Source organism: Variovorax sp. FW301-JW7 (assembly GCF_058788795.1).
In genome coordinates, this window is the sequence record NZ_JBYTBC010000005.1 from 221,402 (window position 1) to 247,556 (window position 26,155).

28 protein-coding genes are annotated in these 26,155 nt (G+C 68.2%); 16 read left to right on the top strand and 12 right to left on the bottom strand.

All coding sequences use genetic code 11. The features are described 5' to 3' along the window. Positions 1–63: 63 nt before the first annotated feature. Positions 64–948 (top strand): MOSC domain-containing protein, encoded by an 885-nt coding sequence (locus tag AC3WQM_RS16195; RefSeq protein ID WP_307638010.1) that lies wholly within the window; start codon positions 64–66, stop codon positions 946–948. Between the two features lie 10 nt (positions 949–958). After that, entirely contained in the window at positions 959–1,936 is a 978-nt protein-coding gene (locus tag AC3WQM_RS16200; protein WP_492680112.1) for a glycerophosphodiester phosphodiesterase family protein, read from the top strand. Positions 1,937–1,939: 3 nt separating this feature from the next. Here AC3WQM_RS16200 and rbsD read toward each other — a convergent pair whose 3' ends face one another. The 6 genes from rbsD to AC3WQM_RS16230 form a co-directional block, all read right to left on the bottom strand. Next, entirely contained in the window at positions 1,940–2,335 is a 396-nt protein-coding gene (gene rbsD, locus AC3WQM_RS16205; RefSeq protein ID WP_492680114.1) for a D-ribose pyranase, read from the bottom strand. After that, positions 2,332–3,300, bottom strand: coding sequence for a ribokinase (gene rbsK, locus AC3WQM_RS16210; RefSeq protein WP_492680116.1), 969 nt, complete (start codon positions 3,298–3,300; stop codon positions 2,332–2,334). The genes rbsD and rbsK overlap by 4 nt, the downstream gene beginning before the upstream one ends. Then, positions 3,297–4,376, bottom strand: coding sequence for a LacI family DNA-binding transcriptional regulator (locus AC3WQM_RS16215; protein WP_492680118.1), 1,080 nt, complete (start codon positions 4,374–4,376; stop codon positions 3,297–3,299). Before AC3WQM_RS16215 ends, rbsK begins: the two co-directional genes overlap by 4 nt. Before the next feature lie 24 nt (positions 4,377–4,400). Beyond that, positions 4,401–5,399: an ABC transporter permease gene (locus AC3WQM_RS16220; protein WP_307696999.1), complete on the bottom strand. Its 999-nt coding sequence runs from the start codon at positions 5,397–5,399 to the stop codon at positions 4,401–4,403. 5 nt (positions 5,400–5,404) lie between these two features. Further along, the gene (locus tag AC3WQM_RS16225) at positions 5,405–6,997 is read right to left on the bottom strand and encodes a sugar ABC transporter ATP-binding protein (RefSeq protein WP_492680384.1); all 1,593 of its coding nucleotides are present in this window, start codon (positions 6,995–6,997) and stop codon (positions 5,405–5,407) included. A 66-nt stretch (positions 6,998–7,063) separates the two neighbouring features. Beyond that, the gene (locus AC3WQM_RS16230) at positions 7,064–8,017 is read right to left on the bottom strand and encodes a sugar ABC transporter substrate-binding protein (RefSeq protein ID WP_492680120.1); all 954 of its coding nucleotides are present in this window, start codon (positions 8,015–8,017) and stop codon (positions 7,064–7,066) included. 262 nt (positions 8,018–8,279) lie between these two features. Here AC3WQM_RS16230 and ychF point away from each other — a divergent pair, with 262 nt between their 5' ends. The 3 genes from ychF to AC3WQM_RS16245 are packed head-to-tail and all read left to right on the top strand — an operon-like array spanning position 8,280 to position 10,094. Then, positions 8,280–9,371: a redox-regulated ATPase YchF gene (gene ychF, locus AC3WQM_RS16235; RefSeq protein WP_307584454.1), complete on the top strand. Its 1,092-nt coding sequence runs from the start codon at positions 8,280–8,282 to the stop codon at positions 9,369–9,371. A gap of 19 nt (positions 9,372–9,390) precedes the next feature. Beyond that, positions 9,391–9,912: an ATPase gene (locus AC3WQM_RS16240; protein WP_099792943.1), complete on the top strand. Its 522-nt coding sequence runs from the start codon at positions 9,391–9,393 to the stop codon at positions 9,910–9,912. Further along, positions 9,909–10,094 (top strand): hypothetical protein, encoded by a 186-nt coding sequence (locus AC3WQM_RS16245; protein ID WP_489061681.1) that lies wholly within the window; start codon positions 9,909–9,911, stop codon positions 10,092–10,094. Before AC3WQM_RS16240 ends, AC3WQM_RS16245 begins: the two co-directional genes overlap by 4 nt. A gap of 7 nt (positions 10,095–10,101) precedes the next feature. On the opposite strand, the gene AC3WQM_RS16250 is transcribed toward AC3WQM_RS16245, so the two are convergent. Then, on the bottom strand, positions 10,102–11,088 hold the full coding sequence (locus tag AC3WQM_RS16250) for a trypsin-like peptidase domain-containing protein (RefSeq protein WP_492680122.1): 987 nt from the start codon (positions 11,086–11,088) through the stop codon (positions 10,102–10,104). A gap of 134 nt (positions 11,089–11,222) precedes the next feature. On the opposite strand from AC3WQM_RS16250, the gene AC3WQM_RS16255 reads away from it, so the two are divergent. After that, complete coding sequence (locus AC3WQM_RS16255) at positions 11,223–11,897, top strand: glutathione S-transferase (RefSeq protein WP_492680124.1); 675 nt, start codon at positions 11,223–11,225, stop codon at positions 11,895–11,897. Between the two features lie 19 nt (positions 11,898–11,916). Here AC3WQM_RS16255 and AC3WQM_RS16260 read toward each other — a convergent pair whose 3' ends face one another. Further along, on the bottom strand, positions 11,917–12,387 hold the full coding sequence (locus tag AC3WQM_RS16260; protein WP_062479132.1) for a YqaA family protein: 471 nt from the start codon (positions 12,385–12,387) through the stop codon (positions 11,917–11,919). A gap of 183 nt (positions 12,388–12,570) precedes the next feature. Here AC3WQM_RS16260 and dusB point away from each other — a divergent pair, with 183 nt between their 5' ends. From dusB to purH, 3 genes are read left to right on the top strand one after another with little or no spacing between them, the layout of a single operon-like run. Further along, positions 12,571–13,629: a tRNA dihydrouridine synthase DusB gene (gene dusB / locus AC3WQM_RS16265; protein WP_492680126.1), complete on the top strand. Its 1,059-nt coding sequence runs from the start codon at positions 12,571–12,573 to the stop codon at positions 13,627–13,629. Between the two features lie 28 nt (positions 13,630–13,657). Then, positions 13,658–13,894, top strand: a complete 237-nt coding sequence (locus AC3WQM_RS16270) for a Fis family transcriptional regulator (protein WP_056577757.1) — start codon at positions 13,658–13,660, stop codon at positions 13,892–13,894. A 16-nt stretch (positions 13,895–13,910) separates the two neighbouring features. Then, positions 13,911–15,518 carry a bifunctional phosphoribosylaminoimidazolecarboxamide formyltransferase/IMP cyclohydrolase gene (gene purH / locus AC3WQM_RS16275; RefSeq protein WP_307696944.1) on the top strand — a complete coding sequence of 536 codons (1,608 nt, stop codon included), beginning with the start codon at positions 13,911–13,913 and terminating at the stop codon, positions 15,516–15,518. Positions 15,519–15,590: 72 nt separating this feature from the next. On the opposite strand, the gene AC3WQM_RS16280 is transcribed toward purH, so the two are convergent. Both AC3WQM_RS16280 and AC3WQM_RS16285 read right to left on the bottom strand, forming a co-directional pair. Further along, positions 15,591–16,067, bottom strand: a complete 477-nt coding sequence (locus AC3WQM_RS16280; protein ID WP_056577761.1) for a hypothetical protein — start codon at positions 16,065–16,067, stop codon at positions 15,591–15,593. 145 nt (positions 16,068–16,212) lie between these two features. After that, positions 16,213–17,109 (bottom strand): LysR substrate-binding domain-containing protein, encoded by an 897-nt coding sequence (locus AC3WQM_RS16285; RefSeq protein ID WP_447747135.1) that lies wholly within the window; start codon positions 17,107–17,109, stop codon positions 16,213–16,215. A 159-nt stretch (positions 17,110–17,268) separates the two neighbouring features. Between AC3WQM_RS16285 and AC3WQM_RS16290 the strand changes: the two genes are divergently transcribed. Then, positions 17,269–18,249, top strand: a complete 981-nt coding sequence (locus AC3WQM_RS16290; protein ID WP_492680128.1) for a Bug family tripartite tricarboxylate transporter substrate binding protein — start codon at positions 17,269–17,271, stop codon at positions 18,247–18,249. 49 nt (positions 18,250–18,298) lie between these two features. Then, positions 18,299–19,696 (top strand): amidase family protein, encoded by a 1,398-nt coding sequence (locus tag AC3WQM_RS16295; RefSeq protein ID WP_492680130.1) that lies wholly within the window; start codon positions 18,299–18,301, stop codon positions 19,694–19,696. A 16-nt stretch (positions 19,697–19,712) separates the two neighbouring features. Here AC3WQM_RS16295 and hemL read toward each other — a convergent pair whose 3' ends face one another. Both hemL and thiD read right to left on the bottom strand, forming a co-directional pair. Continuing rightward, complete coding sequence (hemL, locus tag AC3WQM_RS16300) at positions 19,713–20,993, bottom strand: glutamate-1-semialdehyde 2,1-aminomutase (RefSeq protein WP_492680132.1); 1,281 nt, start codon at positions 20,991–20,993, stop codon at positions 19,713–19,715. Beyond that, positions 20,993–21,955, bottom strand: coding sequence for a bifunctional hydroxymethylpyrimidine kinase/phosphomethylpyrimidine kinase (gene thiD / locus AC3WQM_RS16305; protein ID WP_489061670.1), 963 nt, complete (start codon positions 21,953–21,955; stop codon positions 20,993–20,995). The genes hemL and thiD overlap by 1 nt, the downstream gene beginning before the upstream one ends. Before the next feature lie 111 nt (positions 21,956–22,066). Here thiD and AC3WQM_RS16310 point away from each other — a divergent pair, with 111 nt between their 5' ends. The 5 genes from AC3WQM_RS16310 to AC3WQM_RS16330 all read left to right on the top strand — a co-directional run bounded on the left by AC3WQM_RS16310 (position 22,067) and on the right by AC3WQM_RS16330 (position 26,011). Continuing rightward, the gene (locus AC3WQM_RS16310) at positions 22,067–22,237 is read left to right on the top strand and encodes a rubredoxin (RefSeq protein WP_099792923.1); all 171 of its coding nucleotides are present in this window, start codon (positions 22,067–22,069) and stop codon (positions 22,235–22,237) included. A gap of 81 nt (positions 22,238–22,318) precedes the next feature. After that, positions 22,319–22,717, top strand: a complete 399-nt coding sequence (locus tag AC3WQM_RS16315; protein WP_021012487.1) for a response regulator — start codon at positions 22,319–22,321, stop codon at positions 22,715–22,717. After that, on the top strand, positions 22,717–23,082 hold the full coding sequence (locus AC3WQM_RS16320; protein ID WP_062479114.1) for a response regulator: 366 nt from the start codon (positions 22,717–22,719) through the stop codon (positions 23,080–23,082). The genes AC3WQM_RS16315 and AC3WQM_RS16320 overlap by 1 nt, the downstream gene beginning before the upstream one ends. Before the next feature lie 19 nt (positions 23,083–23,101). Further along, positions 23,102–23,635, top strand: coding sequence for a chemotaxis protein CheW (locus tag AC3WQM_RS16325; protein WP_489061669.1), 534 nt, complete (start codon positions 23,102–23,104; stop codon positions 23,633–23,635). 42 nt (positions 23,636–23,677) lie between these two features. Continuing rightward, the gene (locus tag AC3WQM_RS16330; RefSeq protein ID WP_489061668.1) at positions 23,678–26,011 is read left to right on the top strand and encodes a methyl-accepting chemotaxis protein; all 2,334 of its coding nucleotides are present in this window, start codon (positions 23,678–23,680) and stop codon (positions 26,009–26,011) included. The last annotated feature ends 144 nt before the right edge of the window (positions 26,012–26,155 follow it).

Below are 26,155 nucleotides of genomic sequence, written 5' to 3' on the forward strand. Positions count from 1 at the left end.
CGCACGGGCGCCGATACCCGTTCATGCGGGAGAATGCCCAGCGATTTCAAAGGAACCCCCACCGTGTCGCAGCCGTCCGCTTTCGATCTCCAGGCCACCATCGCCCGCCTGTTCGTGTACCCCGTCAAGTCGTGCGCCGGCGTCGAGCTCGACGAGATGCTGCTCACCGAAACCGGCCTGGAGTTCGACCGCGCCTGGATGGTGGTCGATGCGCAGGGCGAGTTCGTCACCCAGCGGCAGCTGCCGCGCATGGCGCTCATCCAGCCGCAGATGAAGCACACCGAGGTCGTGCTGCGCGCGCCCGGCATGCTGGCGCTGCACCTGGCCTTCGACCGCGTCGAGCAGCCGGTGCGCGTGCGCGTGTGGAAGGACGAGGTGGCGGCCTACGACATGGGCGACATCGCGGCCCAGTGGTTCAGCGACTTTCTTTCCGAGCCCGGCAAGCCGCAGACGCTGCGCCTGGTGCGCTTCGACCCCGAGCACCAGCGCCTGTCGAGCCTGAAGTGGACCGACGGCGTCGAGGCGCTGAACCAGTTCGCCGACGGCTTCCCGCTGCTGGTGGCCAGCGAAGGCTCGATCGCCGAACTCAACGAGCGCCTGGCGGCGGCGGGCCACGGCCCGGTCGGCATCGAGCGCTTCCGCCCGAACATCGTGCTGGCCGGCATCGAGTCGCACGACGAAGACCGGGTCGACGCGCTGCACGTCACCACCGGCGAAGGCGAGGCCGAGCTGCGCCCGGTCAAGCCCTGCACGCGCTGCCCCATTCCCGACATCGACCCGGCCACCGCGCTCAGCAGCCCCGAGGTCGGCGACATGCTGCGCACCTACCGCGCCGACGCGCGCGTGGACGGCGGCATCACCTTCGGCATGAACTGCATCGTGGTGCAGGGCGTGGAGCACATGCTGAAGGTGGGGCAGGTGGTGGGCGCGAACTACCGCTTCGAGTGAGGGGCGGGGCATGCGGCGTGCCTTCGTGGCCGTGTTGCTGGCCGTCGCGGCGCTGCTCTACGCCGGCAACCAGTCGCGCTGGGTCGCGCCGCCGCAGACCGCGCCTTCGCTGCTCGCGCACCGCGGCGTGCACCAGACCTTCGACACGCACGACCTGCGCAACGACACCTGCACCGCGCAGCGCATCCACGCGCCGACGCACGGCCTGATCGAGAACACGCTGCCGTCGATGCGCGCCGCCTTCGAGGCCGGCGCCGACCGGGTGGAGTTCGACGTGCATCCCACGCGCGACGGCCAGTTCGCGGTGTTCCACGACTGGACGCTCGAGTGCCGCACCGACGGCCGCGGCGTGGTGCGCGAACACACGCTGGCCGCGCTGCAGGCGCTGGACGTGGGCCACGGCTACACGGCCGATGGCGGCAAGACCTACCCGCTGCGTGGCCAGGGCGTCGGGCTGATGCCCAGCCTGGCGCAGGTGCTGGCCGCCTTTCCGTCGCAGCGTTTCCTGATCCACATGAAAAGCCGCGATGCGGCCGAAGGACGGCTGCTCGCGCGCCACCTCGCGCCGCTCGATGCGGCGGCGCTGGCGCGGCTCGCGGTCTACGGCAGCGACGAGCCCGTCGTCGCGTTGAAGCAGGCACTGCCGGCCGTGCGCGTGGCGCCGCGCGGGGCGCTGGTGCAATGCCTGCTGCGCTACGAGGCGCTCGGCTGGGCGGGCCATGTGCCCGAGGCGTGCCGGGGCGGGCTGATGCTGGTGCCCGCCAATGTCGCGCCCTGGCTCTGGGGCTGGCCGCACCGGCTGCAGCAGCGGCTGGAAGGCGTGGGCACGCAGCTGATCGTGGTCGGCCCCTACACGGGCGGCGACTTCAACGGGGGCATCGACAGCGCCGAGGCGCTGGCGGCATTGCCGACCGACTACCGGGGCGGCCTGTGGACCAACCGCATCGAGCAGATCGGGCCGCTGGTGCGCCAGCGCGCGTCCAACTGAGCCTCAGAAGCTCACGCCGGCGATCAGGATGATGTTCGCGTAGGGCGTGCATTCGCCCGTGCGCACGATGGCGCGGGCTTTCGCGCTGCGGCGCTTGAACTCCTCGTGCGACACCGTCTGCGGTGCGATGCCCAGCGACTGCGGGTACCAGCCCGGCAGCGCCTTTGCATCGCCTTGCAGCGCTTCGTCGGCCACCACGATGGCTTCGACCTGCATCTCGGACAGCACCGCCTTCAGCACATCGCTGATCCCCGGCACGCCGCGCGCCACGGCCAGGTCGATGCGGCGCGGGCCGTCGGGAATGGGCAGGCCGGCGTCGCCGATCACCAGCATGTCGCCGTGGCCCATCGAGGCGATCACGTGGGAGAGTTCGGCGTGCAGCAGGGGAGAGCGTTTCACAGCGTGATCCAGTCGGGGGGCAGGGGGCTGCGCAGCACGGCGTCGCGCAGCGGAATGGAGGGTTGGGCACCGGGCTGCTGGATGCACAGCGCCGCGGCGCGGATGCCCAGGCGCACGGCCTCGTCGAAGGATTGGCCTTCGCCCAGCGCCACGGCGAGCGCGCCCAGGAAGGTGTCGCCGGCGGCGGTGGTGTCGACCGCCTGCACTTTCGGCGCGGGATGGTGGCGCGCGCCGTCGGCGTCGACCGCCACGGCGCCGCGCGAACCCAGCGTCACGACCACGCGGGCGATGCCGCGCGCGCGCAGCGCCTGGCCGGCCTGCGCTGCTTCTTCGGGGCTGTCGACGTTCTGGCCCGACAGGGTCTGCGCCTCGATCTCGTTGACCACCAGCGTGTCGATGCGGGGCCAGAGCGCCTCGGCGATGGCTTGCACCGGCGAGGGGTTGAGCATCACCGCGCAGCCCGCGTCGTGCGCGGCGTTGATGGCGCGTGCCACCTGGTCCATCGGGGTTTCGAACTGCGCGACGAGGAAGGCCGCGCCCTGCACCTGCTGCGTCAGCGAGGCCTCGTCGATGGCGACGCGCGCGTTGGCGCCGGGAACCATCACGATGCGGTTCTGGCCGCTGTCTTCCACGAGGATCAGCGCCGTGCCGGTCGGCTCGCCCGCCACGGTGCGCAGCGCGGCGGTGTCGATGCCGTCGCGCGCGAGCGCCTCGCGCAGGGCCGCGCCATGCGCGTCGTCGCCCAGGCAGCCGATCATCTGCACCTGCGCGCCTTGGCGTGCGCAGCTCACCGCCTGGTTGGCGCCCTTGCCGCCGGGGATGGCGTCGATCGAGCGGCCCAGCAGGGTTTCGCCCGCGGCCGGCGCGTGCGGCACGCGCAGCACGATGTCCATGTTCAGGCTGCCGAGCACCACGATGCGCGGTGGCGAAGACGGCGTGGAGGAAGAAAGAGGCTGAAGGCTCACGAGGTGCGGGACTTGGAAGGTGTGGCGATGGTGGAAGGAGTGGGCGTCACGCCGGTTTCGCGAAAGCCCGCGTGGCGCGCGGTCGAGGCGCGCACGCGCAGCTCGGGCTGCAGCACGACCTTGCGCGCGTCGCGGCGCTTGCCGCCCATGCGCTCCAGCAGCATGTCGACCGCCAGCGCGCCGATGCGCTCCTTGGGCTGGGCCACGGTGGTGAGCGGCGGGCTGGTGTAGGCCGACAGTTCGATGTCGTCGAAACCCACGATGGACAGTTCGTCGGGCACGCGCACGCCGCTTTCATGCGCGGCGCGCAGCGCGCCGATGGCCATCAGGTCGTTGCACACGAACACGGCCGAGGGCTTCTGCTCGGTGCGCAGGATGGCGTGCATCGCCTCGTAGCCGCCCTGGCTGGTGAAGCCGCCGCGCCACAGCAGCGCGTCGGCGTTCGGCGCCGAGCCGGTTTCCGCGAGCGCCATGCGCCAGCCTTCGATGCGCTGCTCGCTCGAGGTCACGCCCAGCGGCCCGCCGATGCAGGCGATGCGCTTGTGGCCCAGCGACAGCAGGTGCCGCACCGCGAGCAGGCCGCCCTGCATGTGGGCGGTTTCCACCAGGTCGCAGGCGGGGTCGGCGATCTCGCGGTCGACCAGCACGGTGGGAATGCGCAGGCCGCGCAGCTGGGTGGCGAGCGAGTCGTCCTCGTCGGCGCCGGTCGACACCACGATGAGCCCGTCGATGCGGCGCTCGGCCAGCACCTGCAGGTACACGCTCTGGCGCCGGGGCTCGTCGTCGGTGTTGCACAGCACCAGCGTGTAGCCGGCGCCGAAGCAGCGGTCTTCCACGATGCGCACGATCTCGGCGAAGTAGGGGTTCGAGCTGTTGGGAATGAGCATGCCCAGCGTCGAGGTGGTGTTGCTCTTGAGGCTGCGCGCCATCGCGTTGGGCACGTAGCCCAGCTCGCGGATCGCCAGCTCGACGCGCTCGCGCACCTTGGCGCTCACGTGGCGCGTGTCGTTGACGACGTGCGACACGGTGGTGACGGAAACGCCCGCCTGGAGGGCGACGTCCTTGATGGTGGCCATGGTTGTCTTTGTTCCTGTGGAAGCTCAGGCCAGTCGACGATCGGCCCGGCGCTGGCGCAGGGTGTCGATGATGACGGCCACCACGATCACCGCGCCCGTGATGATGCGCTTGCTCGGCTCGCTCGCGCCCACCTGCGCCAGGCCGGCCTCGAGCACCGCGATGATCAGCACGCCGAAGAAGGTGTTGACCACCGAGCCGCGCCCGCCCATGAGGCTGGTGCCGCCGATGACCACGGCCGCGATCACCTGCAGCTCGATGCCCACGCCGGCGTTCGGGTCGGCCGCTTCGAGGCGGGCCGACTGCATCAGGCCCGCGAGCCCGGCCAAGAGGCCAGTCACGGCGAACACGATGATGCGGATCGGCCGCGGGTCGATGCCCGCCAGGCGCATGGCTTCTTCATTCGTGCCGATGCCCACCACGTGGCGGCCGAACACGGAGCGCGTGAGCACCAGCTGCCCTACGGCCACCAGCACCACGGCGAGCACGAAGGCGGCCGAGATGCCGCCGATCCACGGCGCGGCCAGGCCCGAGATGGCGTCGCCCACGTACTGCGTGCGCGAGTCGGTGACCAGGTAGGCGCCGCCGCGCACGGCTTCGAGCATGCCCAGCGAGACGATGAAGCTGGGCAGCCGCCAGGCGACCGACACCGCGCCCGTCACCGTGCCGCAGATGAGGCCGGTGGCCAGGCCCAGCAGGGCGGCCAGCGGCACCGAGAGCTTCCATTCGAGGATGGCGGCGGCCGTGACGGCCGCGCTCAGTGCGAGCACCGAGCCCACCGACAGGTCGATGCCCGCGATGATCAGCACGAAGGTCATGCCCACCGCCATCACGGCCAGCGCCGGGATCTCGTTGGCGATGGAGATGAAGGTCTCGCGCGTGAGGAAGTATTCGCTCATCGAGCCGAAGAGCGCGATCATGCCCAGCAGCACGACCGTCAGGCCCAGGTAGGTGCCGAGCTGGCCCTTGAGCGCGGACGGCGGCTTGCTGGTGGCAGCGGAAGAAGAAGGGGAGGCGGCGTTCATGGTCGTCATGCGTCGGCAGAAGTCGGGGCAGGGGCGGTGGAATCCGCCGGGGAGCCGGGCACGCGGCCCGTGGCATCGCTGAAGGCGGCGGCGAGCAGCGACTGTTCGCTCCACTCGCCGCGCTCGAACACCGCGACCAGCCGGCCGGCGCTCATCACGCCGATGCGGTCGCACATGGCCATCAGCTCGCGCAGGTCGCTGGACACCATCAGGAGCGCCTTGCCGGCGTCGGTCATGCGGTCGAGCTCGGCGTACAGGTCGGCGCGCGCGCCCACGTCCACGCCGCGCGTGGGTTCGTCCAGCAGCAGCACCTTGCATTCGCGGTGCAGCCAGCGCGCGAACACCACCTTCTGCTGGTTGCCGCCGCTGAGTGTCGACACGGGTTGTTCGATGCTGCGCGAGCGGATGCGCAGCAGTTCCACCAGCCGGCGCGCGATCTGCCGCTCCTTGGTGCGGCGCAGCCAGCCGGCGTGCGAGATCGCGCCGAGGTCGCTCAGCGTGGCGTTGACGCGGATCGGCTGCGACAGCAGCAGGCCCTGCGACTTGCGGTCTTCGGTGACGAGGCCGATGCCCGCGCGAATGGCCTGCATCGGCGAGCGCCAGCCCTTGCGCGCATGCCGCACGGGCTGCGCGGCGGGCGTGCCGTCGTGCAGCACGACCTCGCCGCGGTCGGCGCGGTCGGCGCCGAACAGCAGCCGCACGAGCTCGGTGCGGCCCGAGCCGACCAGGCCGGCCAGGCCCATGACTTCGCCCGCGCGCAGTTCGAGATCGACGTCGCGCACCACCTGCGCCCGGCCGATGCCGCGCGCGCTCAGCAGCACCGGGCCCGCCACGCGACGCGCGCGGCCTTCGTGCTCGTGCACCGCGCGCCCGACCATGCGCTGCACCAGTTCGGATTCGCGCACGCCGGCCATGGCGCGCACGTCGACCAGCTTGCCGTCGCGCAGCACCGCCACGCGGTCGGCGATGCGCTGCAATTCTTCGAGGCGGTGCGACACGTAGACGATCGCCACGCCGCGCAGCTTCAGCAGCTCGATCTGCTCGAACAGGTGCGCGGTTTCGCGCGGCGTGAGCATGGCGGTGGGCTCGTCGAGCACCAGCACGCGCGTGTCGTCCTGCAGGTTGCGCGCAATTTCCACCATCTGCTGCTGGCCGATGCCCAGCCGCGCCACCGGCGTGGCCGGGTCGATGCCGTCCAGACCGATCTTGGCGAGCTGGCGCTCGGCCAGCTCGTGCAGCGTGGCGCGGCGGATCCAGCCGCTCTTGTGCGGCAGGCGGTCGAGCAGCAGGTTCTCGGCCACCGACAGCGTCGTGACGAGGCCGAGTTCCTGCATGACCATGCGCACGCCCAGGCGCTCGGCATCGCGGCGCGAGGCCGGCGCGAAGGGCTGGCCGTCGAGCAGCATGCCGCCGCGCGTGGGCTGCACGAGCCCGCAGACGATCTTCGACAGCGTGCTCTTGCCTGCGCCGTTCTCGCCCGTGAGCGCGAGCACTTCACCGGCGCGCAGCTCGAGAGAAACGCCGTCGAGCACCGGCGCCGCGTAGTCCTTGCCGACCGTGCTCAGGGCGAGCACGGCGGTGGGTAAGGGCGGATTCATGGCGGCGTCGGTGGCGGCAGTCAAAACGGAGTCTTCTTCTTGTTGAGGGAAACGGAGGGCTTGGGCTTACTTGGACGACTTGGTGACGAGCACCACGTCGGTCTTCACTTCAGCCGGCATTTCCGATTGCTTCTGCTTGTCGGCGATGGCCTTCAGCGCGGTCTCGATGCCGAACACGGCCTGCTTGGCGGCGAACTGGTCGGCGGTGGCGAGCACGCGGCCGTCCTTCAGCATCGGCTTGATGGCGCCGATGTTGTCGTAGCCCACCACCAGCACCTTGCCGGTCTTGCCTGCCGCCTTGACGGCGGCCACGGCACCCAGCGCCATGCTGTCGTTGCCGGCCAGCAGGGCCTTCAGGTCGGGGTGCTCGCGCATCATGCCGGCGGCCACGGTGTTGCCCTTGTCGATTTCCCACTGGCCCGACTGCACGCCGACCACGGTCATGCCGCCGGCCTTCATGGCGTCCTGGTAGCCCAGCGTGCGCTGCTGCGCATTGAAGGTCGTCGACACGCCTTCGATGATGCCGACCTTGTCGCCCGACTTCAGCTCCTTGGCCAGCGCATCGCCCACCAGCTTGGCGCCGGCGCGGTTGTCGGGGCCGACGAAGGGCACCTGGATGCCCTTCTCTTTCAGTGCAGCGCCGTCGAGTTGGTTGTCGATGTTCACGACCAGGATGCCCTTGTCGATGGCCGCCTTGATCACCGGCACCAGCGCCTTCGAATCGGCCGGCGCGATGACCAGCGCGTTGATCTTCTGCGCCACCATCTGCTCGACCATCTTGATCTGGGCGGCGGTGTCGGTTTCGTCCTTGATGCCGTTGGCCACCAGCGTGTATTGCGCGGCGTTGGCCTTCTGGTGCGCCTTGGCGCCGTCTTCCATGGTGCGGAAGAACTCGTTGGCCAGCGACTTCATGACCAGCGCGACCTTCGGCTTGTCCTGCGCGAAGGCGGGCGTTCCGGCGATGGCGCCCAGCAAGGTCAGTGCGGCAGCGCTTTGCAGGGTACGGCGGGTGAACTTCATGGTGGATGTCTCCTGAAATGAGGGGTCAGAGCGGAACGCCGGTCTGTGCCGGGGGCTCCGATGTTAATCGAGGGAAACGTTTGCGCAAACGTTTGCTAGTCGGGTCTAACCCTGAGCTTTTGGGGCCGGAAAGCCGCTGCCAGAGGGTCTTCGTGCGCCGCTGAACGTCTGGGAAAAGGTGCGCGGCAGTGGCCGGAAGTGGGCCCAGCCCGGGGGAGAACCCGGTCAGCCTAAAATCGGGGGTTACCCAAGAGGACCTCCCATGAGTTTGCAATGCGGCATCGTCGGCCTGCCCAACGTCGGTAAATCCACCCTTTTCAATGCGTTGACCAAGGCCGGCATCGCAGCGGAAAACTATCCGTTCTGCACCATCGAGCCCAATGTGGGCGTGGTGGAAGTGCCCGATCCGCGGCTCGACCAGCTGAGCGAGATCGTCAAGCCCGAGCGCGTGGTGCCCGCCATCGTCGAGTTCGTCGACATCGCCGGCCTGGTGGCCGGTGCCAGCACCGGTGAAGGCCTGGGCAACAAGTTCCTGGCGCACATCCGCGAGACCGACGCCACCGTCAACGTGGTGCGCTGCTTCGACGACGAGAACGTGATCCACGTGGCCGGCAAGGTCGACCCGATCTCCGACATCGAAGTGATCCAGACCGAGCTGTGCCTGGCCGACCTGGCCACGGTCGAGAAGGCGCTGCACCGCCACACCAAGGTCGCCCGCTCGGGCGACAAGGACGCGCAGAAGCTCGTCGGTTTGCTCGAACGCTGCCAGGCCGCGCTGAACGAGAACACGCCGGTGCGCGCACTGGAGTTCACGAAGGAAGAGCAGCCGCTGGTCAAGTCGTTCACGCTCATCACGGCCAAGCCCGCGATGTTCGTCGGCAACGTGGCGGAAGACGGTTTTGAAAACAACCCGTACCTCGATCGCCTGCGCGAGTACGCCGCCAAGCAGGGCGCGCCCGTGGTCGCCATCTGCGCCAAGATCGAAGCCGACCTGGCCGAGATGGACGACGAAGACAAGAAGATGTTCCTCGCCGAAATCGGCCAGGAAGAACCGGGCCTGAACCGCCTGATCCGCGCGGCTTTCAAGCTGCTGGGCCTGCAGACCTACTTCACCGCCGGCGTGAAGGAAGTGCGCGCCTGGACCATCCACATCGGCGACACCGGCCCGCAGGCCGCTGGCGTGATCCACGGCGACTTCGAAAAGGGCTACATCCGCGCCCAGACCATCGCGTTCGACGACTACATCGCCTTCAAGGGCGAGCAGGGCGCGAAGGACGCGGGGAAGATGCGGTCGGAAGGCAAGGAATACGTCGTCAAGGATGGCGACGTGATGAACTTCCTGTTCAGTTCCTGAGTGCGCATCTCCTGCCTTGATGAGCCATCCCAAGATCGTCATCATTGCGGGACCGAACGGTGCGGGCAAGACCACTTTCGCCCGCGCCTTTCTTCCACAGGAAGCGCAAATCGCGCGATTCATCAATGCCGACCTGATCGCAGCCGGGCTGTCGCCCTTCGCTCCGGAGGCCGAAGCCATCAAGGCCGGGCGATTGATGCTGGTGGAAATCGCGGAGTGCGCCCGTCGCCGAGAGAGCTTTGCTTTCGAGACGACCCTGTCGGGACTGGGCTATCTGCGCCACATTGATGCGTGGAGAAAGTCGGGCTACCACGTGAGCCTTTTCTTTCTGGCCCTTCCGACGGCAGAATTTGCAGTGGCGCGCGTCGCCGAGCGTGTCCGGCAGGGCGGGCATCACATTCCCGAAGATGTGATTCGCCGCCGATTCGAGGCGGGGCGCCGGAATTTCGACGACCGCTATCGCGTCGCAGTGGACGCGTGGGCGCTGTACGACAACGCCGGCGAAGAGCCGGATCTCATCGAATGGGGAGAAGCACCATGACCCGTGAACAACTCATGCAAGCCAAGGACAAGGATCTGGCCGCTTCGCTGGTCGCGATCCGGCGCGCCGCGCGGGCCGCGCGCGAGGCCGCGGTGCGTACCAACACCGCCATCGTGGTTCAGCGGGGCCAGAAGCCCGTCCGTATCACGGCGGAAGAGCTCCGCAAGGCCGGCGTCAAGTAAGCCCCGGCTACTTCGCGGCCTGCTGCTTGCCCCACACCACCGTGTCGTCCACCGCATAGGCCGCACACGTCACCTTGCGTTCGGTGCAGCCTTTCAGATGCTCGGTCAGCGCGGCCGAGCTGGTTGCGGTGCCGAACTTCTGGTCGCTCGTGATCAGGAAGATGCGGGGCCGGGCCTGCAGCAGGAACTGGCGGTAGGCGTTGCGCACCGGGGTCGGGTCGGCGCCGATGGAGGGCAGGGCCTGCAGGTCCGACAGCTCGGCATGGCCGGAAGGCGCAGGCTCCCCGTTGGGGCCGAACACCACGCCGGTGCTTTTCAGCAGATCGCGCCATGTCGCCAGCTCCGTGGTCATGCGCTGCGGCAGTTCCATCACCCATTGCGCCGGGTAGGCGAAGCCGAGGTTCGCGCCGCCGGGCGCGATGCTGTCGGTCACGCCGACCAGCCGGCCCTCGGTGTCGAACAACCCGCCGCCACTGGAGCCTGAAGACACGGGCGCCGAGGTCTGCACGATCGGCAGTTGCCCGGGCGCGCGCGGACGCAGCGCCGAGATCAGGCCTTCGCTCAGCGTGCGTTCGAGGCCGTGCGGGCTGCCGACGGCGAACACGCGCTGGCCGACGCGCAACTCGGCGGCGGGCACGATCTGCACGGCGGGCAGCTGCAGCGGCGTTTCGCTCGTGAGCACGCACAGGTCGCGCGACGGATCGGGGTCGCGCACGATGCGGGCGATGCGCAGCGTGGTCGGGCCTTGCTCCACGGTGACGGCGACCGCGCCATCGACCACGTGGCAGGCCGTGGCCAGCGCACCGGAGGTCACGGCCACCGCGCTGCCGATGGCGGTCTGGTTGTTGCCGCGTTCGCCCTTCACGGTCCAGACGGCAGGCGAGACCTTGCGGAACACCTCCTCAGGGGTCAGTGCCCAGGCATGGCAGGCCGCGAGGCCGAGCCAGAGTCCGATGAGCGAGGTGCGGCGGCGCCGCGTGAAGTGGTGGAGCATTGCGGCCAGTGTAGGAAGCAGGTTCACGGTTTGCCGTAGGCGGTGACGCTGTCGCAGCGGGCGCCCGGAACCCGCGTGCGTTGTGGTTAGACTGCGCGCCCGCTGCATCCTCCGCCGGAAGGCTTTCATTTGCCATGCTCACTGTCCATCACCTGAACAACTCGCGCTCGCAACGTGTGCTCTGGCTGCTCGAAGAACTCGAGCTGCCTTACGAGATCGTCCATTACCAGCGCGACCCCAAGACCATGTTGGCGCCCGCTTCGCTGAAGGCCGTGCATCCGCTGGGCAAGTCGCCCGTGGTGACGACCGACGACGGCGCGACGCTGGCGGAATCGGGCGCGATCATCGAGTCGCTCATCGAGCGCTACGGCCAGGGCCGGCTCGCGCCCGCGCCGGGCTCGCCCGAGGCCTTGCGCTACCGCTACTGGCTGCACTTCGCCGAAGGCACGGCGATGTCGCCGCTGCTGCTCAAGCTGGTGTTCGACCGGATCGAGACGAGCAAGATGCCCTTCTTCGCGAAGCCGATCGCCAAGGCCATCGCGGCGAAGGCGAAGTCGGCCTTCATTCATCCGAACATCGCGGGCCATCTGAATTTCATGGAGGCCGAGCTCGGCCGCAGCGAGTGGTTCGCGGGCAATGAATTCACGGGCGCCGACATCCAGATGAGCTTCGTGGTCGAAGCCTCGCGGGCGCGCGGCGGCCTCGATGCGAAGCGGCCGAAGCTCATGGCCTACCTGGAGCGCATCCATGCGCGTCCGGCCTACCAGCGCGCGCTGGAACGCGGCGGCCCCTACGAACTGCTGAGCTGAGTTTTTTCGACCGCGCGCTTCATGACGGAAAGACGTATAGAAGCGCGTAGGTCATCGTCACATAGCGCAGGAACTTGCCGATCGCCATGTAGCCCACGCAGGGCCAGAACGGCAGCTTGAGCCAGCCGGCGACCGCGCACAGCGGGTCGCCCACGATCGGCAGCCAGCTCAGCAGGCAGGCCTTCGGGCCCAGCCGCTCGAGCCAGCCGAGCACGCGCAGGTGGTGTTTCGAGTGTGAGTACTTGTCGGCCACCTTGTGCGCGCCGTAGCCCATCCACCAGTCGACCGCGCCGCCCAGCGTGTTGCCCACGGTGGCCACGGCGATGGCCTGCCAGAACATCTCGGGGTTGAGTTTCAGCAGGCCGAACAGGATCGGTTCGGAGCCCACCGGCAGCAGCGTGGCGGACACGAAGGCCGCGATGAACAGCGTCGAAAGTCCGTACTGGGGGAGCGCAAGGAGCGCCAGGAGTGCGTCGAGCCAGGCTTGCATAAGGTCGGCGAAGTATAGGCAGCGCTCACGTCGCGACCGCGTCGGAGAAGGCCCCGCGAAATACTGGTGTTTACGCCTGTGTCGCAAGCGCAAAAAGGCGTCAATCGTTTCAGTCGCTGAAATGCCACGTGGCTACAATCGTGCCTCATTTTTCAGCAGCCGACCCGCACAGCACCCCTTCCCATGACCTTGCAGATCGGCACCCACACGCTGGAAAACCGGCTGTTCGTCGCGCCCATGGCCGGCGTGACGGACCGGCCTTTCCGCATGCTGTGCCGCGAACTCGGCGCGGGCTATGCGGTCAGCGAGATGGTCACCTCGCGCAAGGAACTCTGGAACACGCTGAAGACCTCGCGGCGCGCCAACCACGACGGCGAGCCGGGCCCCATTGCGGTGCAGATTGCCGGCACCGACGCGGCCATGATGGCCGAGGCCGCGGTCTACAACATCGAGCGCGGCGCGCAGATCATCGACATCAACATGGGCTGCCCGGCCAAGAAGGTCTGCAACAAGTGGGCCGGCTCGGCGCTGATGCGCGACGAGCCGCTGGCCCTGGAAATCGTGCAGGCCGTGGTCGATGCGGCGCAACCCTTCAACGTGCCGGTCACGCTCAAGATGCGCACCGGCTGGAGCGAAGACCACCGCAACGCGGTGAAGCTCGCGCGCGACTTCGAATCGGCCGGCGTGCAGATGCTCACCGTGCACGGGCGCACGCGCGAGCAGGGCTACAAGGGCCACGCCGAGTACGACACCATCGCCGCCGTGAAGGCCGCGGTGCGCGTGCCGGTGGTGGCCAACGGCGACATCCGCTCGCCCGAGAAGGCGCGCGACGTGCTCGCGGCCACGGGCGCCGACGCCGTGATGATCGGCCGCGCCGCGCAGGGCCGGCCGTGGATCTTCCGGGAGATCACGCATTTCCTGGACACCGGCACCCACCTGGCGCCGCCGCTGGTGGCGGAGGTGCGCCGGCTGCTGCTCGATCACCTGGTGGAGCACTACGCGCTGTACGGCGAGTTCAGCGGCGTGCGCACGGCGCGCAAGCACATCGGCTGGTATGTGCGCGCGCTGCCCGACGGCGAGGCGTTCCGCGCGCGGATGAACGCCATCGAAGACTGCGCCGGCCAGCTGCGCGCGGTCGACGACTATTTCCAGGGGCTTGCGGACCGCATGGACCGCATGCCCGCCCCGACGGCAGACGAGGAGCCGGCGGGAGAAGAGGAGACGGCCTGCGCCGTCGATTGAGCGAAGACAAAAAGAGAAGAAGCAAGCAATGAGCAAGAAACACATCGAGGACTGCGTTCGCAGCAGTCTGGACAGCTACTTTCGCGATCTGCGGGGCACCGAACCCGACGGCATGTACGAGATGCTCGTGCGCGTGGTCGAGAAACCCCTGCTCGACGTCGTCATGACGCGCGCCGAAGGCAACCAGTCCCGGGCCGCCCAATGGCTGGGCCTGAACCGCAACACGCTCCGCAAGAAATTGGTCGAGCACAAACTTTTGAAATAACTCCACGGCATATCCCATGGCTCAGACCGCACTCCTTTCCGTTTCCGACAAGACCGGCATCCTTGAATTCGCGCAGGCCCTGCATGGCCTGGGCGTCAAGCTGCTGTCCACCGGCGGCACCGCCAAGCTCTTGGCCGACGCCGGCCTGCCGGTGACCGAGGTCGCCGACCACACCGGCTTTCCCGAAATGCTCGACGGCCGCGTGAAGACGCTGCACCCGAAGATCCACGGCGGCCTGCTGGCGCGCCGCGACCTGCCCGCGCACGTCGCCGCCATCAAGGAGCACGGCATCGACACCATCGACCTGCTGGTGGTCAACCTGTACCCGTTCGAAGCCACCGTGGCCAAGCCCGGCTGCACGCTCGAGGACGCCATCGAGAACATCGACATCGGCGGCCCGGCCATGGTGCGCAGCGCCGCCAAGAACTGGAAGGACGTGGGCGTGCTCACCGACGCCTCGCAGTACGCCGTGGCGCTGGCCGAGCTCCAGGCCGACGGCAAGCTCAGCGACAAGACCAAGTTCGCGTTCTCGGTGGCCGCGTTCAACCGCATCGCCGACTACGACGGCGCGATCAGCGACTACCTCTCGGCCATCGACTTCGACGCCAGCATCGGCCAGCCCGCGCCCACGCGCTCGCTGTTCCCCGCGCAGAGCAACGGCCGCTTCGTGAAAGTGCAAGACCTGCGCTACGGCGAGAACCCGCACCAGCAGGCCGCGTTCTACCGCGACCTGTACCCGGCGCCCGGTTCGCTCGTGTCGGCCAAGCAGTTGCAGGGCAAGGAACTGAGCTACAACAACATCGCCGACGCCGATGCGGCGTGGGAATGTGTGAAGAGCTTCGACGAGCCCGCCTGCGTGATCGTGAAGCACGCCAACCCCTGCGGCGTGGCCGTGGGTGCCGATGCGCTCGAGGCCTACAGCAAGGCCTTCAAGACCGACCCGACCTCGGCCTTCGGCGGCATCATCGCCTTCAACCGCCCGGTCGACCTGGCCACCGCGCAGGCCGTCAACAAGCAGTTCGTCGAAGTGCTGATGGCACCGGGCTACACGCCCGAGGCGCTGGAAGTGTTCCAGGCCACCAAGGCCAAGCTCAACGTGCGCGTGCTTGAGATCGCGCTGCCGAAGGGCGGCAGCACGGATTGGGACAACGGCCGCAACGCGATGGACGTCAAGCGCGTCGGTTCGGGCCTCCTGATCCAGACCGCCGACAACCACGAGCTGGCGCTGGCCGACCTCAAGGTGGTCAGCAAGAAGCAGCCCACGCCGCAGCAGCTGCAAGACCTGCTGTTCGCCTGGAAGGTCGCGAAGTACGTCAAGAGCAACGCGATCGTGTTCTGCGCCGACGGCATGACCATGGGCGTGGGCGCGGGCCAGATGAGCCGCCTCGACTCCGCGCGTATCGCCAGCATCAAGGCCGAGCATGCGGGCCTGTCGCTCAAGGACACGGCGGTGGCCAGCGACGCCTTCTTCCCGTTCCGCGACGGCCTCGATGTGGTGGTGGACGCGGGCGCGGGCTGCGTCATCCAGCCGGGCGGCTCGATGCGCGACCAGGAAGTGATCGACGCGGCCGACGAGCGCGGCGTGGTGATGGTGTTCTCGGGCGTGCGCCACTTCCGGCACTGAGCTTGCGGCCCTGCGGGGCCTGCCCGAACAAGGCCAGGGTCGCTCACGCGGCCCTGGCTTTTTTTGTTGTCGTTATTCGTGCGTGCCGAAACGGTACTTCAGCTGGAAGCTGATCGCGCCGTAGAGGCGGTTCTTGATCGTCGGCACGTAGGCGATGTTCAGGCCCCAGTTCTTGCCCTCGATGGCGGCCGTCGGAATGATGGCGGGAAACCAGTTGCCGTTGCGGTAGTCGGGGTAGCCGTCGAAGCCACCCACCACCGCGCCGAACTTCACGCCGTAGAACTCGAAGGGCAGGATGTACAGGCCGACGTAGTGCGACTGGCGCCGGTTGCTGTTGTGGAAGGTGCCGGCCGTGACGCGGTAGGTGTCGTTCAGCGGGTACTCGAAGCCCAGGCCCGGGTTGGCGTTTTCCAGGCCCTTGCCGCTGTCGAAGTGGGCCGAGTAGAAGCCGGGGTTGACCCAGATGTTCTTCGGCTCGAAGGACTGCGCCAGCGCGAGGCCCGGCAGGAGAAGGGCACTCAGCAGCGGCAGCATGCGCAAGGGGGTCATGGGCGGGGCATCCTGAAATTTGGTCTGTCTCGCGGCTTCGATGGTGGCTGCGATGACGGCTTCCCTTGGGTCTGCGCGCGCGGGAACGGCCCCGCGAACGCCGGCGCAATATACACGCGGCCATCGCGAAAACGATGACATCAACTCAGGCGGGCCGCGCCAGGTACTTGCGAAACAGCTCGGCCAGCCGCAGCGCCGCCAGCGACAGCGGCTTGCCGCGCGGCGAGACGATGCCCAGCTCCAGCGGCGGCACCGGCATCGCGAGCGGCACGCGCTCCACCAGGTCGGCATACGGCGGCATGGTGAGCATGCCGGCCGGCCCGACCATCAGCGCGTCGCTGCGCGTGAGCAGGCCCCAGCTCACGCCGAACGAGGCCACCTCGATGCGGTGCTCCGGCAGCGGCAGGCCCTGCGCGGCGTACTGTTCGAGCAGGAAGGTGTGCTGGCTGCCCGGCGCCAGGTGCATCAGCCATTCGGCGCCCGCCACTTCCTCCCAGCGGGTGGCGCGGTTCAGCGGATGGCCGCGCCGGCAGAGCACCGCCATCTCGATCATGTCGAGCCGTTCGAACGCGAAGTCGGCATCGAGCGCCGCGGCCACCGGGCCGGCCACCGCGAAGTCGATCGTGCCTTCGCGCAGCAGCGGCAGCACCTGGGGGATCAGGCCGTCGAAGAGCTTGAGCTGCGCATGCGGCATGGCCTTGCGAAAGGCGCGCACCACCTCGGGCAGCACGCCCAGGAACACCATCGGCGTGACTGCGATGGCCACGCGGCCGTGCTGGCTGCCTTGCAGGATGCGGATGTCCTGGCGCGCGAGTTCGAGCTGCTGGTGCGCCAGCCGCGCGCGCACGGTGAGCTGGCGGCCGCACTCGGTGAACTCGATGCCGCGCGAGCTGCGCAGCACCAGTTGGGCGTCGACCTCGGCCTCGAGTTCGCGGATCGCCTTGGTCACTGCCGCCTGGCTCAGGTGCAGGCTGCGCGCGGCGGCGCGGATGCTGCCGGTGTCGGCCAGCCGCAGCCAGGCCTTGAGCTGGTGGTCCTTCATGCGGGGCATTCTGCCGGGCGGCGCCACCGGGTGATCCCCAGACAAACACAGGTTGTCATCGCGACAAGCGATTGTCTTTTCCGGTGCGCGGCCGATTTCTAGACTTTGCGCACCGGTCGTCTCATGGTGAGCGGCGGGCTTCTCACAGGAGATACCTTCGTGCCTGCACTGCTGTCATTCGCGTGGACCCGCCGCACCCTTTTGGCCGGGCTTGCCGCCATCGCCCTCGGCGCTTCGGCGCAGTACCCCGAGCGCCCGTTGAAGTTCATCGTGCCCTACGCCGCCGGGTCGGGCGTCGACGTCGCGGTGCGGCCGGTGGCCGACGCCATGGGGCGCGAACTGGGCCAGGCCCTGGCGGTGGACAACCGCCCCAGCGCCGGCGGCATCGTCGGCACACAGGCGCTGGCCACCTCCGCCCCGGACGGCTACACGGTCGGCTACGGCAACCTCGTCACGCTGAGCATCAACCCGGCCTTCTTCTCGAAGCTGCCCTACGCGCCGGAGAAAGACCTGGTGCCGGTCGGCCTGATCTCGAGCAATGCCTACGTGCTGATCGTGCGCAAGGACTTGCCGGTGCGCAATCTGCAGGAGCTGGTCGCCTACGGGCGTGAGCATCCGGGCAAGCTGTCGGTCGGCTCGCCCGGCATCGGCAGCGCGGGCCACCTGACAGGCGAGCTGCTGAAGGCCGAGACCGGGTTGACGATGGTGCAGGTGCCCTACAAGACCGGCACGCAGGCGGTCGGCGACATGGTCAACGGCCAGCTCGACGTGACCATCGAGAACATCTCGGCGGTGCTGCCGTTCATCCAGCAAGGCCGGGTCAAGGCGATCGCCGTGACCAGCGCGAAGCGCGCCGGCGTGCTGCCCGAGGTGGCGACGGTGGCCGAGAGCGGCGTGCCGGGCTTCGATGTGGTGGCTTGGGGCGCACTCATGGCGCCGGCAGGCACGCCGCGCAAGACGGTCGACCGGCTCAACACCGCGCTGCGTACCGCGCTGGCCGATCCGGCGGTGGTCCGGGCCAACGCCGCGCTGTCGATCGAGGCGCTGCCTTCGAGCCCCGAGGAGCTCAGCGCGCTGATGAAGCGCGAGAAGCCGCGCTGGGCCGACGCGGTGCGGCGCGCGGGCGTCAAGGGCGACTGACGAACGTCCGATCGATCGATCGATTTCATTTTTCTCAAGGAGACAACGCATGCAACTCTGGCAACTGGAAGCCGCCGATTTGGCGCGGCGCATCAAGGCGCGCGAGGTCTCGTGCGTCGAGGCGGTGCGCAGCAGCCTGGCGCGCCTGGAGGCCGTCAACCCGCGGGTGAACGCGGTGGTCGACGGCTGCGCCGACGAGGCCCTCGGCGCGGCGGCGCAGGCCGATGCCGTGCTCGCGAAGGGCGAGGCGACCGGGCCGCTGCACGGCGTGCCGGTCACGATCAAGGTCAACGTCGACCAGCGTGGGCATGCCACCACCAACGGCGTGGAGGCTTACCGCAGCGTCGTGGCGAAGGACGACAGCCCCGTGGTGGCGAACCTGCAGCGCGCCGGCGCGATCGTGGTCGGCCGCACCAACACGCCCGCGTTCTCGATGCGCTGGTTCACCGACAACGCAGCGCACGGGCGCACGCTGAATCCACACGACGCTGCGGTCACGCCGGGCGGTTCGAGCGGCGGCGCGGCGGCGGCGGTCGCGGTCGGCATCGGCGCCATCGCGCATGGCAACGACCAGGGCGGATCGATCCGCTACCCGGCCTACGCCTGTGGCGTGTACGGCCTGCGCCCGAGCTTCGGGCGCGTGCCGGCCTTCAACCCGTCAGGGGCGGGCGAGCGGCCGATGGTGGTCCAGCTCACGTCGGTGCAGGGGCCACTGGCGCGCAGCGTGCGCGACCTGCGGCTGGCCTTTGCCGCGATGGCGCAGCGCGATGTGCGCGACCCGTGGTGGGCGCCCGCGCCGCTGGAGTCGGCGTCGACCGGGCCCGTCAGCGTGGCGCTGTGCACCGAACTGCCCGGCTACGCCTGCGACCCCGAGGTGGCCGATGCGTTGCAGCGCGCCGCGCGCCGGCTGGAGCGTGCCGGCTACCGCGTCGAGCCTGCGCAGCCGCCGCGCCTGCGTGAGACAGCCGACCTCTGGCTGTCGCTGACGATGGCCGACAGCCGGCTGCTGGTGGAAGAGGCGCTGATGCGCGACGGCGACGACACCATCCGCCAGGCCTACCGCGCCATGGACGCGCACGCGCCGCAGTTCGACACGGTGGGCTACATGCGCGCCCTGGCTGCGCGCACGGGCCTGATGCGTGAATGGGCGCTGTTCCTAGAGCGCCATCCGCTGCTGCTGATGCCCGTGTCATGGCGCCATCCGTTCCCGGTCGACGCCGACCAGCGCGGCAGCGCCGCGATGCGGGAGATCCTGGATGCGCAGAGCCCGCTGCTGTCCACCGCGATCCTGGGCTTGCCGGGGCTGTCGGTGCCGATGGGGCGGCGTCACGGGCTGCCCACGGGCGTGCAGCTCGTGAGCGACCGCTTCCGGGAAGACCTCTGCCTGGCCGCGGCCGAGGTGCTCGAAGCCGAGGCCGGGCCGGTGGCGGCGATCGACCCCGCCTGAGCGGGGAGGGCGCGCGTCAGCGCTTACTGAAGATGTCGCGCGCCGCCGCGATGGTGGCCGCGATGTCGTCCTCGCTGTGCGCGGCGCTCACGAAGCCGGCTTCGTAGAGTGCCGGCGCGATGTACACGCCGCGGTCGAGCAGGCCGTGGAACAGTGCATTGAACTGGGCGTTGTCGGTGGTCATCACCGTCGCGTAGTTCTGCGGCAGTTCGTTCATGAGGAAGAAGCCGAACATGCCGCCTTCGCTGTCGGCGTTGAAGGGCTGGCCTTCAGCCGCCGCGGCGGCCTTCAGGCCGTCGACCAGCGTGCGGGTCTTCTTGGCCAGCGCCTCATAGAAGCCGGGCTTCGAGATTTCCTTCAGTGTGGCCAGGCCGCAGGCGGTGGCCACCGGGTTGCCCGACAGCGTGCCGGCCTGGTAGACCGGGCCCAGCGGCGCGAGCTGTTCCATGATGGCGCGCGGGCCGCCGAAGGCCGCCAGCGGCATGCCGCCGCCGATCACCTTGCCGAGCACCGTGAGGTCGGGCGTGATGCCCAGCACGCCCTGCGCGCCGTGCAGGCCGACACGGAAGCCCGTCATCACCTCGTCGAAGATCAGCAGCGCGCCGTGCTGCGTGCACAGCTCGCGGCAGCGCTTGGCGAATTCGGGCGTGGCGCGCACGAAGTTCATGTTGCCTGCGATCGCCTCGATCATCAGGCAGGCGATGTCCTTGCCGTGCAGCGCGAAGGCTTCTTCGAGCTGCTGCAGGTTGTTGTACTCGAGCACCAGCGTGTGCTGCACCACCTCGGGCGGCACGCCGGCCGAGGTCGGGTTGCCGAAGGTGGCCAGGCCGGAGCCGGCCTTCACGAGCAGCGCGTCGGCGTGGCCGTGGTAGCAGCCTTCGAACTTGACGATGGTCTTGCGGCCGGTGGCGCCGCGCGCCAGGCGCAGCGCGCTCATGGCGGCCTCGGTGCCCGAACTCACGAGGCGCACCATCTCCATCGAGGGCACCAGGGCCAGGATGGCTTCGGCCAGTTCGATTTCGCGCTCGGTCGGCGCGCCGTACGAGAAGCCTTCGAGCACGGCCTTCTGCACCGCCTCGACCACGGCCGGGTGGCCATGGCCCAGGATCATCGGGCCCCAGGAGCCGATGTAGTCGATGTAGCGCTTGTCGTTGGCGTCCCAGAAATAGGCGCCTTGCGCGCGCTGGATGAAACGGGGCGTGCCGCCGACGGCCTTGAAGGCGCGCACGGGCGAGTTCACGCCGCCGGGGATCACGGCGCGGGCGCGCTCGAAAAGAATGTCGTTCTGGTCAGTCATCAGTGTCGCGTGTCGTGCGGGGGTAAAGCGAAATCGGGAGGGGTGTCGGGTTCGTCGTCGTCTTCGTCGTCCTCAGGCTCGGCCCAGAACAGGCGGTCGGGCAGCACGTGGCCCATCCCGGGGCGGAAGCCCGCGTCGAGGCAGCGGTCCATGTAAGCGAGCGCTTCGGTCGTGGCCGCGACCAGGTCGGTGCCGCTGGCGAGCAGGGCCGCCAGTGCGGCCGAGAGCGTGTCGCCGGCACCGGCGAAGACGGCTTCGAGCCGTTCGTACTTCTCGCTGGCCAGCACCGACTGCGGCGAGGCCAGCACGTTGTCGATGAACTGGTCGGGCAGCACCATGCCGGTGACCAATGTGTAGGGCACGCCGAACTCGCCGGCGGCCTTGGCGATGTCGCGCGCGCCGGGCGGGCGCTCGCCGCTCCAGTCGGGCAGCAGCCAGCGCCACAGGGTGCTGTGGTTTCCAACCAACACCGTGGTCTGGGGCAGCACGAGATCGCGAAAAGCGTCCAGGTAGGCCTCGATCAGGTTCTCGTCCCACCACGACAGGTTGGGCATGTAAGCCACCACGGGCACGTCGGGATAGTCGGCGGCGGTCTCGGCGATGGTGCTCAACGCCTCGGGGGTGCCGGCAAAACCCACCTTGATCAGCTGGACTTCGACGTCTTCCAGGATGGCGCGCGCCTGCTCGGCCACGGCCTCTTCCTCGAAGGCGAAGTGGTCGAAGATCTCGGCCGTGTCGCGGGCGTAGGCGCCCGTCACCACCGGCAGGATGTGAGCGCCCACCGATCCCATGGCCAGTGCGTCGGCGCCCAGGCCGCCCGCGCCGCTCGGATCGCTGGCATTGAACACCAGCACGCAGGGGGGATTCAGGTCGCGTTCGCTCAGCGCCTCGTCGTCCTGCGAGGGGTCGTTAAGATTGCCCGGTTTGCGGGCGTTCTCGTCTGGATGTAAGTAGATGGTCATACGCCTGGCGAAATCCCCTGGATGGTGGCATAGGCGCGACGTTTACGGTCTGCCAGTGAGATACGCATAGATACACTCGTTGCATTTAATGAACAAGGACTTTAAGCTCCGATGAACACGAAAACTTGGATGTGCCTGATTTGTGGGTGGATCTATGACGAAGCGGTTGGTGTACCGGAAGACGGCATCGCGGCAGGCACGGCCTGGGCCGAGGTGCCGATGAACTGGACCTGTCCTGAGTGCGGTGCGCGCAAGGAAGACTTCGAAATGGTTGAGATCTGACAAGCATGGCATAGGGCTACGCGATCTGCGTCGATGTTCGGCGCGGCGGGCATCCAAGTCTCATGAGCAGGAGCGTTTGCAATGGGCCCGAATGGATCTGGTTACAAGGTGCTGGTCATCGACGACAGCAACACCATCCGGCGCAGTGCCGAGATTTTTTTGAAGCAGGGTGGGCACGAGGTTCTTCTCGCGGAAGACGGCTTCGACGCGCTCTCCAAGGTTAACGACCACAAGCCTCACCTGATTTTCTGCGACATCCTGATGCCTCGCCTCGACGGCTATCAGACCTGCGCCATCATCAAGCGCAACGCACATTTCTCCAATGTCCCGGTCGTCATGCTGTCTTCGAAAGATGGCGTATTCGACAAGGCCCGCGGCCGCATGGTCGGGTCCCAGGACTATCTCACCAAGCCTTTCACCAAAGACCAGCTGCTGCAGGCCGTGCAGCAGTTTGGCATTGTTCAACAGGAAGTGCAGTAATGCCGATTCGAAAAATCCTCGTCGTCGACGACTCCAAGACGGAACTGGTGTTCCTGACCGACCTCCTCCAGAAGAACGGTTTCTCCGTGAAGACGGCTGAAAACGCCGACGACGCGATGCGCCGCCTCGAGGAAGACCACCCCGACCTGATCCTCATGGACGTGGTCATGCCCGGCCAGAACGGCTTCCAGCTCACGCGCGCCATCGCCCGCGACCCGAAGTACGCGGCCATCCCGATCATCCTGTGCACCAGCAAGAACCAGGAAACCGATCGTGTCTGGGGCATGCGCCAGGGCGCGCGCGACTACATCGTGAAGCCGGTCAACGCGGCCGATCTGATGTCCAAGATCAGCGCGCTCGCCTGACCGGGAACCTGCGTACGCCATGGCGAATCGCGACGCGCTGCGCGCCTTCCAGTCCCGGCTTGCGAGCCGCCTCCAGGCCGCGCGCACCACGGGCGTGGCCGCGAACTGGCTGGCGGTCGAGGCGGGCGAGGGCAAGTACCTCTTTCCGCTGGCGCACGCCGGCGAAATCTTTCCCTGGACGCCGCCCCAGCCCGTGCCCTACACGGAGCCCTGGTTCCTCGGCGTCTCCAACCTGCGCGGCGGCCTGTATGGCGTCGTGCAGCTGTCGGCGTTCGCGTCCGGTGCGCCGGGCGCCCCCGCCGCCACCGAGGCGGCACGCATGCAATCGCGGCTCGTGGCATTCAACGAGCTGCTCGAAGTCAACTGCGCATTGCTGGTCGATCGACTGGCGGGGTTGCGGGGTGCGGAGGCCTTCACGGCCGCCGACGCCCCGGGCGCAGACGCACCTGCCTGGCATGGGCATCTGTACACCGACGCAGCAGGGGAGCGCTGGCAGGAAGTCAACCTGCAGGCGCTTTCGCAGCAACCCCAGTTTTTGAGTATTGGTGCGTAGTGCTTCGGCACATGGCACTGGCAACCACCTGAAGGACCGACCGTGAGCTCGATCGCCGACAAGTTCAAGAAATTACTCCCCGCGAACAACGGGAACGACAAGGCCCGCGTCGACGGCTCCGGTTCGATATCGCTCGACGATGTCGACACGGTTCAGGTTCCGGACGAAAAAACGATCCGCCTCGCCAAGAAGGGCGACGGCGTTTCCGCATCTGCCGCCGTGACCGACACCGGCTTCGGCGGCATCGACGCGTTGGGCGACCCCGCGTCCGTCGAGGCCGCCAACGCGGCCACGCTCGAAGCGGCCCCGCTGGCTGGCGTCACGGGCGGCGGCATGGGTGCCAACCCCGCCAAGCAGCAGCGCGTGCTGGCGATCCTGCTGGCCATCGTGGTGCTGGCGCTGTTGCTGGTCGCCGGCTCCGCCATTCTTCGCGCGGAACGCCTCGCGCAGCAGGTGGCGGCCACCGGTCAGTCGCTGATGCAGTCGCAGCGCCTGGCCAAGTCGATCTCGCAGGCCCTCGTCGGCAGCGCCTCGGCGTTCGTCGAAGTGAAGGACAGCGCCGACGACCTCTCGCGCCGCGTGCAGGGCCTGACCAACGGCGACGACGCCTTGCGCCTGGAAGCCGTCGGCAACCAGTACGACGAGGAGATGAACAAGATCAATCCTCTCGTCACCCGCGCCGACGCGAGCGCCAAGGCCGTGCTGGCCCAGCGCCAGATCCTGACGCAGGTGGGTGCCGCCTTGCGCGACATCAACCAGCAGTCGTCCACGCTGCTCGAAATGACGGAAACCGTCGCGTCGCTGAAGATGCAGCAGAACGCTACGCTGCCCGAAATCTCGGCCGCCGGCCAGCTCGTGATGCTGACGCAGCGCATCGGCAAGTCGACCAACGAGTTCTTCACGGTCGAGGGTGTGAACCCCGACGCCGTGTTCCTGTTGGGCAAGGACCTGAACACCTTCCAGGAAACCACCCGCGGCCTGCTCGACGGTAACGCACAGCAGCGCTTCCCCGGCTCTAAAGACCCGCAGACCCGCCAGCAGCTCGAAGCCATCCTGAAGACCTACGAGCAGATGCGCACACAGGCTTCTGCCATTCTGGGCAACCTGCAAGGTCTGGTGGCCGCGCGTGAAGCGCAGGCGTCCATCCTGACCGACAGCGAGCCGCTGCGTAAGTCGCTGGGCGACCTGCAAGAAAAGCTGTCCGCACGCACCGGCCTGGGCGCCGGCACCATCGTGCTGCTGTTCGTGCTCTCGCTGGCCGCCCTGGCTCTGGCCGGCGCCATCGGTTTCGTGCAGGTGCGCGAAGGCCGTGAACGTGCCGCCGTCGCCGAACGCGAACGTCTGGCTGCCGAACAGGCGTCCGACGAAGCCGGCCGCGTGAACAACGCCAACCAAGCCGCCATTCTTCGCCTGATGAACGAACTGCAAACGGTGGCCGAAGGCGACCTGACGCAGGAAGCGACCGTGACCGAGGACATCACCGGCGCCATCGCCGACTCGGTGAACTACACGGTGGAAGAACTGCGTTTGCTGGTGGGCAACGTGCAGAACACGGCAACCCGCGTGGCGCAGACGACGTCGCAGGTGGAAAACACCTCGACCGAGCTGCTGGCCGCCTCGACCGAGCAGCTGCGCGAAATTCGCGAAACCGGCCAGTCGGTGCTGACCATGGCCGAGCGAATCAACGGCGTGTCCACGCAAGCGCAAGAGTCCGCCACGGTGGCGCGCCAGTCGCTGCAGGCTGCGTCGTCGGGTCTGCAGGCCGTGCAGAACGCCATCGGCGGTATGAACTCCATCCGCGACCAGATCCAGGAAACCTCCAAGCGGATCAAGCGCCTGGGCGAATCGTCGCAAGAGATTGGCGAAATCACTGAGCTGATCTCGGACATTACCGAACAGACGAACGTGCTGGCCCTGAACGCCGCCATCCAGGCCGCATCCGCCGGTGAAGCCGGCCGAGGCTTCTCGGTGGTGGCGGAAGAAGTTCAGCGACTGGCCGAACGCTCCGCAGACGCCACGCGCCAGATTTCGGCGCTGGTGAAGGCGATTCAGACCGACACCCAGGACGCGGTGGGCGCCATGGAGCGCTCCACGCAGGGTGTGGTCGAAGGGGCGAAGCTGTCCGACAACGCGGGTACCGCGCTGTCCGAGATTGACCGTGTGTCGCGCCGACTCGCTGACCTCATCGAGCAGATTTCGCAGTCCGCCTCCCGCGAGGCCGATTCGGCCAACGTGGTGGCCGCCAACATCCAGCACATTTTTGCCGTGACGGAACAGACCGGAGAAGGCACGCGGACCACGGCCCAGCAGGTGCGCGAGCTCTCGCAGATGGCCGAAGAACTGCGTCGCTCGGTGGCTCGTTTCAAGATCGCGTAATGAAGCTCTCCCCCAGCCTTCGCGCACTTCGTGTCGCTTCGGCAACCCCCTTCCGGGGGCGACACCCGCGGCCCGGCAGAGCCGGTTCCGCGGTGTCCCTTGAAGTGACCGCGACGGTTGGATGCATTGAGGGCGCATGGCGCC